The organism is Nonomuraea sp. NPDC049624, assembly GCF_040675255.1.
GTDB lineage: Bacteria > Actinomycetota > Actinomycetes > Streptosporangiales > Streptosporangiaceae > Nonomuraea.
On the sequence record NZ_JBFAOR010000005.1, the window covers coordinates 342,091 to 351,021 of the forward strand.

Below are 8,931 nucleotides of genomic sequence, written 5' to 3' on the forward strand. Positions count from 1 at the left end.
GGTGAACTCCCCTAGATCGAACCGATCGGTACGACCCGAGACGTTAGCAGCCGATCGAACCGACCGGTACTATCCAAGCCATGCCCGTGGCCAAAGGCTCCACGATCGATCCCGCCCGCACCCGCGCCGCCATCCTGAGCGCCGCCACCGACCTGCTGTACGAGCGCGGCCTCGACGGCATCGGCGTCGCCGGGCTGTGCGCCGCGATCGGCATCTCCAAGGAGACCCTCTACCGCCATTTCGGCACCAAGGAGGGCCTGGTCGAGGCCGTGCTCCGGGAGCGCAGCGACCGGGTCGCCCGCTGGCTGGCCGGCCGCGTCCAGGCCGTGGGCGAGGATCCGCGCGCCCAGCTGGCCGCGGTGTTCGACGCCCTGCGGCAGTGGTACGCCGACCCGGCCTTCCGCGGCTGCGCCCTGCTGAACGCCGCCGCCCAGCACCACGCCGACCCCGTACGGGCCATCACCGCCCGCCACCTGGACCGCTACCTCGAGCTGCTGACCGGCATCGCCGAACGCGCCGGGGCCGCCGATCCCGGGGTTGTGGGACGGCAACTGCTGATGCTGGTCGAGGGAGCGACCGTCGTCGCGGCCCACCACGAGGACGCAGCCGCCGCCGACCACGCCCGCCAAGCCGCCCTCACCCTCCTGTCCACCTCCACCGCCCAGCCCCATCCCTAACCCCCACCGCACCGCCCATCTCTAACCCCCACCCCCAGCGTCACCCGCAGCCCCCCCAGAAGCCCCCACCACAGCCTCCAGAGGCGCTCCACGCGACAAGTCACAGCCGTTCCGAGGCAACCCGCCACCGGCGACCTGTTCACCGGCCCGCAGAGCCGTTCCCGCAGGCCCCACGGGAACCCATCCGTGGCGGAAGCGGCTTGCGACCAGGGAGGCCGCCCTCAGGGGCCGCTTGTCGGGACGCTCTCGGCAGCTCATGGCCAGGAGGCCTTTCAGTAGCCCGCGGCCGAACCGCCATCCGCTGCGGGTTTCCGGCGCGGCCAGAAGGCCGTTTCTCGTGCCGAGAAAGCCGCTGCCGCCCATTCTCACCAAAGCTGTAGCGGCCTGCGGCATGGGGCCGCCCTCGGGCCCGCCTCTGGGCCGTGCTCGGACTCCAGGCCGGGAGCAGCTTCCGTCACCTGTGACCGGATCCCCGCCCAGCAGGGGCGGTTCGCAGCCGGAAGATCGGCCACAGCAGCCTCGGGTTCGAGAGCCGCCCACCCGGGGGCGGAGATTCCTTTCCTCCGAAGAAGTCGGCCAGCGCCGAGCCCTGCCGGTTCTACCGTGCTGCCCAAACAGCGGCTCGTCGTCATGCATCACCCTCGCCGCCCGGCTCGATGACCTCAGACCGTCGCGCGCTTCGGACAACGGAAGTCGTCTTGACAACTTGATTTGTCGGTGGGAAGGTTGAGGCACCTCAGGAACTCAAGGAGCGACAACCATGCGTAAGATCACCGCGGGCCTGTTCATCTCCCTCGACGGCGTCGTCGAGGCCCCCGACACCTGGCACTTCCCGTACTTCAACGACGAGATGGGCGAGTCGGTCGGCGCGCAGATGCAGGCCGCCGACGCCATGCTGCTGGGCCGGCGCACCTACGAGGAGTTCGCCGGATACTGGCCCCACCAGGACCCCGAGAAGGAGCCGATGGCCGAGGCGATGAACTCCTCGACCAAGTACGTCGTCTCCACCACGCTGACCTCGCCGTCGTGGCAGAACACCGAGGTCGTGAGCCTGGCCGACCTGGCGGCGTTGCGGGAGCGCCCGGGCGGGAACATCTCGGTCGTCGGCAGTGCCACCCTGGTGGTCTCGCTGCTGCGCGAGGGCCTGCTCGACGAGCTCAACCTGCTGCTCCACCCGATCGTCGTCGGCTCGGGCAAGCGGCTGTTCGACGACGTGCGCGAGCAGATCCCCCTCACCCTGACCACGTCCACCACCTTCAGCACCGGCGTGCTGAACCTGATCTACACGAGGGCATGACATGGCCGCCAAGACCGTCGCCGACAAGCTGCTCATCAAGCCGACGACCACCGTGTGGCTCTCTGACCCGGCCCATCGGCCGCTCCTTGGGCCGCTGCCCGAGGGCGCCCGCGAGGCCGGGTCCGTCCAGGAGGCGGACGTCGCGCTGATCTTCGCCTCCGACGCCGCCGCGGCCCACCGCATCCTGGACGAGCACCGCGACGACATCACCGCACCGCCTGTGGTCTGGGTGGCCTACCCCAAGGGCAACAAGTCCGACATCAACCGCGACACGCTGTGGCCCATCGTCGGCGAGTACGGGCTGCGTCCCAACGGCCAGGTCGCGGTGGACGAGACGTGGTCGGCGCTGCGCTTCCGCGCACTGAAGGACGGCGAGCCCCCCTTCACGGGCGGCCGCGGCTGACCCCAGCCGTCACCCCAGCCCCACCCGAACACCGCCGACCTCACGCCTGACCGGTCAGGCGGACAGGTCGTCGCCCAGCACCAGCAGCAGATGCTCGTCCTGGCCGTGCCGGACCGTGCCGGCGCGCCGGAACCCGTGGCGTTCCAGCAGCCGCACCGAGCCGGTGTTGCCCGCGAAGGGGTCGGCGTACAGGGGCCTGGTCTTCTCCTCCGCCAGGAACAGCCCCAGCGCCGCGGTGCCGACGCCGCGCCCCCAGAAGGGGCGGCCCAGCCAGTAGCCGACGAAACGCCGCTCGCCCTCCCACCAGGACACCACGTTCCCGGCCACCTCACCCCCGACCGTGACCGTGCGCACCAGGACGGTGGGATCGCCGAGGACCCGAGTGGCCCAGTGGGTCATGAAGGCCGCCCGCTCACGAGGGACGAACCTGGACCGCCGGACGGCTTCCTCGTCGTGCTCCTGCTCCAGGAACACCTCCAGGTCGGCCTCCAGGACGGGCCGCAGCCGCACGTCATCGCTCATGCCCGCCGAGTGTGCCACCAGGCGCCGACAGTTCCGCCGGACGTGCCTCCCGCGCCGCCGTTTCCCTCACCCAAAGTGATCGCCGCCCTGCGTTTGGGCTGCTGACCGGGGATTTTACCCGGCGATCGAGCTTCACGGAGAGTGACATGGGGTAGTCACGGTGCAAGAGTCGCCCGCTCGGGCAGGGAGGAGGAGCGCATGACAGGCACAGCCGTCAGCGGGCTGGAGGCCGTCGTCGAGGTGCCGACGGTCAGGCTCGCCGGCGGCGGCGTCGCGGCTCGGGTCGCGACGGGCACGGGCACGTCCCCGGTCAGGGCCGCGAGCCGCTGCGATCACCACGGTCACCCCGACGGTCACCCCCATGACGCGGGGCCGGCCGTTGTCCGCAGCGCAGCCGCGTACCGCCCGGACGGTCGCGCAAGGCCGTACCTCACCGCGTACGGCCCGGCCGGCCGCGGCGGGAGCTCCTCGCCGGGGTCGTGAACCCGATGCCGGTCCCGCCGCCGGGTCTGACTTCCCCAGTCCTCAGCCCGGCGGCGGGACCTTCTCATGTCGGCCGCCGGCCGGTGCCGGGTTCGTCCTGCCGGATCATGAGCAGGTATCTCATGTCCTGAGGGATGAGCCGGCACACGAGGAGGCCAGGGATGGGACCGGTGTACGCGGGCGCGGCGGTGGAGGTGGCCGCGCGGCCGGAGGAGGTGTTCGCGCTGATCACCGACTGGCCGCGGCACCGCGAATGGATGTTCATGACGTCGGCGCGGCAGGTGGGCGAGCGCCGGGTGGAGGCCTACACCGGGGTGCGGCCGGTGGGGTTCCTGGACACGATGACGATCGTGGCCTTCGAGCCGCCGTCGTACGTGCTGATGGAGCACACCGGGCGGCTGGTGCGCGGCCGGGGTGCGATCCGGGTGCGGCCGTGGCGGGGCGGCAGCCGGGTGATCTGGGCCGAGGAGCTGCTGCTGCCGCTGGGCGCGGCGGGCCGGGCGTTGTGGCCGGCGGGGCGTCCGATCGTGACGGCTCTGGCCCGGCATTCGCTGCGCAGGCTGGCACGCCTGCTGGAGGCGCCGGCCCGTTAGGTGGCGTCGTGGACGACCAGAGCCAGTTGCACCCGGTTGTCCAGGCCGGCCTTGGTCAGGATGCGTGAGATGTAGCCCTTGACGGTGCCCACACTCATGTGCAGCTCGCCGGCGATGACCGCGTTGGGCTTGCCCTGCCCGACGGCGAGCGCCACCTCGCGCTCCCGCTCGCTGAGGGCCGACAGCACGCGGCGGGCCTCGGCGCGCCGCCGGTCGTCCTCCTCGGGCATCAGGTGGGCGATCAGGCGGCGGGTGACGCTGGGCGACAGGCTGGGCTCGCCGGCCGCCACCCGTTTGACGGCTTCGACGATGCCCTCGGGCGGGGTGTCCTTGAGCAGGAAGCCGCCGGCTCCGGCGCGCAGCGCCCGGAAGACGTGCTCGTCGGCGTCGAAGGTGGTCAGGATGATGACCTGCGGGGCGCCGGGGCGGGCACGCAGCCGCCGGGTGGCCTCGATGCCGTCGAGGCCGGCCATGCGGATGTCCATCAGCACCACGTCGGGGGAGTGCTCGCCGACCGCGGCCTGGACCTGCCCGCCGTCGGCCACGGACCCGACCACGCGCAGGTCGGGGGAGCCCTTGAGCATCAGGGTCAGCCCGGTGCGGACGAGCGCGTCGTCGTCGACGATCAACACCCGGATCGGGCCGGGCTCACTCCGCGACTCCTCCACGGGGCCATGGTAGCCGTGCGGCCAGCCGGAACCCGCCGTCGCCGGCCGGTCCGCGTTCCAGCCGGCCGCCTGCCAGGGTGACGCGTTCCTCCAGTCCGGCCAGCCCCGCTCCGGCGCCGGTGGCGGCCAGCTCGGCCCGTGGCCCGGCGGGCGGCGGGTTGCGCACCTCGACGGTCAGCTCCCGGCCGGCCGTGCCGCGCACTTCGACGGTGACGGGCCGGTCGGGGGCGTGCTTGCGGGCGTTGGTCAGGCCCTCCTGCACGACGCGGTAGGCGGTGCGCCGGGTCGGCTCGGGCAGGTCGGCGAAGCGTATGCCGTGTTCACGCAATTCGATGCGCATCCCGGCCTGCCGTGACTCCGTCACCAGCGGCTCAAGCCCGGCCGGCGGCTGCTCGGCGGACGGCGACTGGGCGCGGGCGGGCTGGTCGCCGGGGTGCCGGCGCAGCACGCCGATGACGCCGCGCAGCTCCTGCAGGGCCTGGTGGGCGCTGGCGCGGATGACCTCGGCCGCCTCGGCGACCTCGGTGGGCGTGGCGGCGGCGTTGAAGCGCAGCGCGCCGGCGTGCACGGCCAGCAGCGACAGCCGGTGGGCCAGCACGTCGTGCATCTCGCGGGCGATGTCCAGGCGTTCGGCGCGGCGGGCCTCCTCGGCGCGTTGCCGCTGGTCGGCCTCGGCGCGGCGGGCGCGTTCGGCCAGCGAGGCCAGCAGTTGCCGGCGGGTCCTGGCCAGGATGCCCCAGCCGGTGACCGCCCCGCCGAACAGCACCGCGACCAGCGCCCACACCGGGTACGGCGCCAGCCCCGGCGGCCGCAGGGCGAACCTGGTCAGCGACGCCACAACCCACGCCACCCCGACGGCCACGGCCGCGGGCGGACGCCGGTGGAGCGCGACGAGCAGCGTGGCGATCCCGGCGGCGACGGACGCGGCGGCGGCCGGGATCGCCAGCGCGACGGCGACCAGCCCGGCGGCCACCGGACGGCGGCGGCACCACCACAGCGCCGCGCACGCCGCCGCTCCGCCGATCACGTCGGCCCACAGGTACCAGCGGGGCGTGCCGGGCGCGAGGTCTCCCCACACCACCGAGACGGCGCCGGCCAGGGCGAGCACGACCCCTCCGGCAACGGCGGCCCGCCCCCGCCGCGACCGCCCGCCTTCTCGTTCACCGGCTCGTTCACCGGCTCGCCCGCCTTCTCGTTCACCGGCTCGCTCACCGTCTTGGCCGTCGTCCTGGCCGTCGCCGGAGCTGCCGGCCCACCAGGCCCACCAGGCCCACCAGGCCCACCAGGCCCGCCATGTTCGCCCAGCCTGGCCGGCCTGTTTCTGCTCGCCCGTCTGCGGGCTGCGCGCCCCGAACACCATGGCCGATCGTAGCCCGGGGGCGCCGTGCCGGGCGGCAACCGTGGTCACCGGCCGTGGCAACCAAAGTCGCAACCGGTGCACGACCGCGGTGGCCACAGACCGGCCGCAAGCCAGCAGCGCCACCCCCGTCCGGGACGGGAACGTGGGGGCATGGTCTCTCTTCAGGCACGCGGCCGGTGGGCCGCGCTCGTACTGGCCGGGCTCACCCCGGTCGTCGCCGAGCTCACGCTGGGCAATCCGCCGCTGCGCCAGGCGTGGCTGCTGCTGGTGTGGACGCCGATCTACGGCGCGGGCACCGTCCTGATCCGCGAGCTGGTACGCCGTGCCGGTCGCGGGTGGGGGTCGGTGCTGCTGCTGGGGGCGGCGTACGGGATCGTGGAGGAGGGGCTGGCGCTGCAGGCGCTGACCAGCCCCACCCTGTACGGCGCGGCGGGGTGGGCGCCGCGCGTCCTGGGCCTCAACAGCGCCTACACCGAGCTGAACATCCCCTACCACGCGGTGTTCAGCGTGGCGCTGCCGATCCTGCTGGCCGACCTGCTGTTCCCGGCGCTGCGTCACCGCCCCTACCTGGGACGGGCCGGGCTGGTGGTGGCGGGCGTGGTGTTCGTGCTGGGTGTGCTGCTGCTGCGCTGGACGGCGGCCTTCATGGACCCCGGCTACCTGGCGCCGTGGCCGGTGCAGGCGGGGTTGCTGCTGGCGGTGGCGGCGCTGGCCGTCCTGGCGTTGCGGGTCGTCCCGCCGCCGTCGGCCGGGTCTCCGCCGGCGGTCGGGGGATCGGCGGGGGTGCCCGTTCCGGCGCTGGTGGCGGTGGGGGCCGGGGGCGTGGCGTTCGGGTATCTGGCGCTGCTGTTCCCCTTCGGCGGGGCCCGGCATCCGGCCTTCACCCAGGGCGGCTGGGTGGCGGCGCCGATGGCGGCCGCGGCGCTGCTGGCAGTGGGGGCCGCGCTGCTGGTACGGCGGTGGGCGGCCGGCGGCGGCTGGGGCCAGCGGCACAGCCTGGCGCTGGCGGGCGGCGCGCTGGTCGGGCACACCGCCTTCGGAGTGCTGGCCAACGGTGAGACGGCCGCCGACCGGGTCTCGCTCACGGTGCTCGGCCTGGTGACGGCCGCTCTCCTGGCGCTGCTGGCCCGCCGTACGGACCGGCCTTCAACGCCGGCCGGCACGGGCCGCCTCCAGCGCTGACCCGGCACGCGCCCACTTCCAGAGCCGGCCCGGTACACGCCACTTCCGGCGCTGAGCCGGTACGCGCCGGCTCCCAGCCCCCGGCCCGCCGTACGGGCCGGGGGCTCAGCGGGCCGCGACAGCGGGCTGGGCGTGGCGCTGCACGGCGGCGGCGAACGCGGCGATCAGCGGGTGCGGACGCCGTCCGTCGCCGGCCAGCTCCGGCTGGAACAGCGTGCCGACGAAGAACGGGTGGCCGGGCAGCTCGGCCACCCGCACCATGCCGTCCTCGGCGTGGCCGGAGAAGACGAGCCCGTGCTCGGCCAGCGTCCCGCGGTAGGCGTCGTTGAGGCCGTAGGAGCAGCTGTAGGCCTCGACGATGGACGTGGTGCCCATGATCTGCTCGATCCGCGAGCCGGGGGCCAGCCGCACCAGCCCCTCGTGCCCGGCCAGGGAGCACGACAGCGGCTCCAGCAGGAACGCCTCGCCGCCGGGGCTGTTCTCGGCGTGGGCGACGTCCAGCCCGCACACGTTGCGGCCGTACTCCAGCAGCATGTGCTGGAAGCCGCCGCAGGTGCCCAGGAACGGGATGCGCCGCTCGCGCGCGGTGCGGGCGGCCTGGACCGCGCCGGCCTCGCTGGCGTACGGGCTGCCGGGCATGATCCAGATGCCGTCGAAGCCGTCGAGGTCGTCGGCCTCGGTGGTGGGGATCCAGTAGGGGTCCAAAGCGATGCCGTCGCGATCGCGCAGCGCCTCGATCAGGCGGGGGACGCGGGCGTGGGACCGGACGCTGGGTGAGCGGTCTGCGACCAGGGCGATTCTCATGCCTCCCATCGTGACCTCCACCCGCCCTTAAGCACCAACGATGATGTCTGCATCTGGTATAAGCATTCCTGATGGACCCGAATCTGTTGCGCACGTTCGTGACGGTGGCCCGCCTGCGCTCCTTCTCGGCCGCCGCCCACGAGCTCGGCTACACCCAGTCGGCGATCTCCCAGCAGGTCGCGGCGCTGGAGGCCGATCTGGGACTGCCGCTGCTCGGCCGCCGCCCGGTGGCGCCGACCCCGGCCGGCGAGCGGCTGCTGGAACACGCGGGGCCGCTGCTGCTGCGCCTGCGGGCGGCACGCGCCGACGTGCTGCGCGCGGCGGCCCAGCCGGCCCACCGGCTGCGGCTGGCCGCCACCCCGCTGGCGGTCAACGCCGTGCTGGCCGCACGGCTGGCCCAGGCGCGCGCCGCCCAGCCGCGCCTGCGGGTGGAGGTGCGCACCTGTGACCGGCACCGGCTGGCCGAGCTGCTGGCCGAGGGCGAGGCCGATCTCGGGCTGGCCGACGGCATCGCCGCGCCCAGCGACCCGCTGCGCCTGCCGGAATCGGGCCCGATGACGACGGCAGGCGTCAGCGAGGAGGACCTGGTGGTGGCGTTGCCGCCGGGGCATCCGCTGGCGGGACGCCGGGCGTTGCGGCTGGCCGACCTCGTCGACGCCCGCTGGCTGCAGACGCCGCTGTGCCCGTTGCCGCGCCTGCGTGACCTGGCCGGTGACGGGTTCGCCGCCGCGCTGGTCTACCAGGGCGACGACGTGCACACCGTGCTCAACCTGGTGGCCGCCGGGCACGGGCTGACGCTGCTGCCGGCCTCGGCCGGGCCGGGGGTGCCGCTGGCGGCGCCGCGCCTGGTGCACCGTGTGGAGCTGGTGCACGGCGCGCTGCCGCCCGGCCCGGCCGCCACCTTGGCCAGGGCCCTGTCCGGCCCGCCGGGCTGAGGCTGCC

The 8,931-nt window shown here is 74.1% G+C and carries 11 protein-coding genes; 7 read left to right on the forward strand and 4 right to left on the reverse strand.

What is annotated here, in order from left to right:
• Positions 1 to 80: 80 nt before the first annotated feature.
• From AB0J76_RS22480 to AB0J76_RS22490, 3 genes are all read left to right on the forward strand, one after another.
• Positions 81 to 677 (forward strand): TetR/AcrR family transcriptional regulator, encoded by a 597-nt coding sequence (locus AB0J76_RS22480; protein WP_364390328.1) that lies wholly within the window; start codon positions 81 to 83, stop codon positions 675 to 677.
• 760 nt (positions 678 to 1,437) lie between these two features.
• Entirely contained in the window at positions 1,438 to 1,974 is a 537-nt protein-coding gene (locus AB0J76_RS22485) for a dihydrofolate reductase family protein (protein ID WP_352329634.1), read from the forward strand.
• Between the two features lies 1 nt (position 1,975).
• Positions 1,976 to 2,377 carry a hypothetical protein gene (locus AB0J76_RS22490; RefSeq protein ID WP_352329635.1) on the forward strand — a complete coding sequence of 134 codons (402 nt, stop codon included), beginning with the start codon at positions 1,976 to 1,978 and terminating at the stop codon, positions 2,375 to 2,377.
• A 54-nt stretch (positions 2,378 to 2,431) separates the two neighbouring features.
• Here AB0J76_RS22490 and AB0J76_RS22495 read toward each other — a convergent pair whose 3' ends face one another.
• On the reverse strand, positions 2,432 to 2,899 hold the full coding sequence (locus tag AB0J76_RS22495; RefSeq protein WP_352329637.1) for a GNAT family protein: 468 nt from the start codon (positions 2,897 to 2,899) through the stop codon (positions 2,432 to 2,434).
• A gap of 198 nt (positions 2,900 to 3,097) precedes the next feature.
• Between AB0J76_RS22495 and AB0J76_RS22500 the strand changes: the two genes are divergently transcribed.
• Complete coding sequence (locus tag AB0J76_RS22500) at positions 3,098 to 3,382, forward strand: hypothetical protein (RefSeq protein WP_352329639.1); 285 nt, start codon at positions 3,098 to 3,100, stop codon at positions 3,380 to 3,382.
• Between the two features lie 161 nt (positions 3,383 to 3,543).
• Positions 3,544 to 3,975 (forward strand): SRPBCC family protein, encoded by a 432-nt coding sequence (locus tag AB0J76_RS22505; protein WP_352329641.1) that lies wholly within the window; start codon positions 3,544 to 3,546, stop codon positions 3,973 to 3,975.
• Here the strand turns inward: AB0J76_RS22505 and AB0J76_RS22510 are convergent.
• Positions 3,972 to 4,643 carry a response regulator transcription factor gene (locus tag AB0J76_RS22510; RefSeq protein WP_352329642.1) on the reverse strand — a complete coding sequence of 224 codons (672 nt, stop codon included), beginning with the start codon at positions 4,641 to 4,643 and terminating at the stop codon, positions 3,972 to 3,974. The two genes, AB0J76_RS22505 and AB0J76_RS22510, sit on opposite strands and share 4 nt — an antisense overlap.
• The gene (locus AB0J76_RS22515; RefSeq protein WP_364390332.1) at positions 4,624 to 5,751 is read right to left on the reverse strand and encodes a histidine kinase; all 1,128 of its coding nucleotides are present in this window, start codon (positions 5,749 to 5,751) and stop codon (positions 4,624 to 4,626) included. The genes AB0J76_RS22510 and AB0J76_RS22515 overlap by 20 nt, the downstream gene beginning before the upstream one ends.
• Positions 5,752 to 6,153: 402 nt before the next feature.
• Here AB0J76_RS22515 and AB0J76_RS22520 point away from each other — a divergent pair, with 402 nt between their 5' ends.
• The gene (locus AB0J76_RS22520) at positions 6,154 to 7,185 is read left to right on the forward strand and encodes a hypothetical protein (protein ID WP_364390334.1); all 1,032 of its coding nucleotides are present in this window, start codon (positions 6,154 to 6,156) and stop codon (positions 7,183 to 7,185) included.
• Positions 7,186 to 7,290: 105 nt separating this feature from the next.
• Here the strand turns inward: AB0J76_RS22520 and AB0J76_RS22525 are convergent, their stop codons facing one another.
• Entirely contained in the window at positions 7,291 to 7,989 is a 699-nt protein-coding gene (locus tag AB0J76_RS22525) for a gamma-glutamyl-gamma-aminobutyrate hydrolase family protein (RefSeq protein WP_352331202.1), read from the reverse strand.
• A 71-nt stretch (positions 7,990 to 8,060) separates the two neighbouring features.
• Here AB0J76_RS22525 and AB0J76_RS22530 point away from each other — a divergent pair, with 71 nt between their 5' ends.
• Positions 8,061 to 8,924: a LysR family transcriptional regulator gene (locus AB0J76_RS22530; protein ID WP_364390336.1), complete on the forward strand. Its 864-nt coding sequence runs from the start codon at positions 8,061 to 8,063 to the stop codon at positions 8,922 to 8,924.
• Positions 8,925 to 8,931 lie beyond the last annotated feature (7 nt).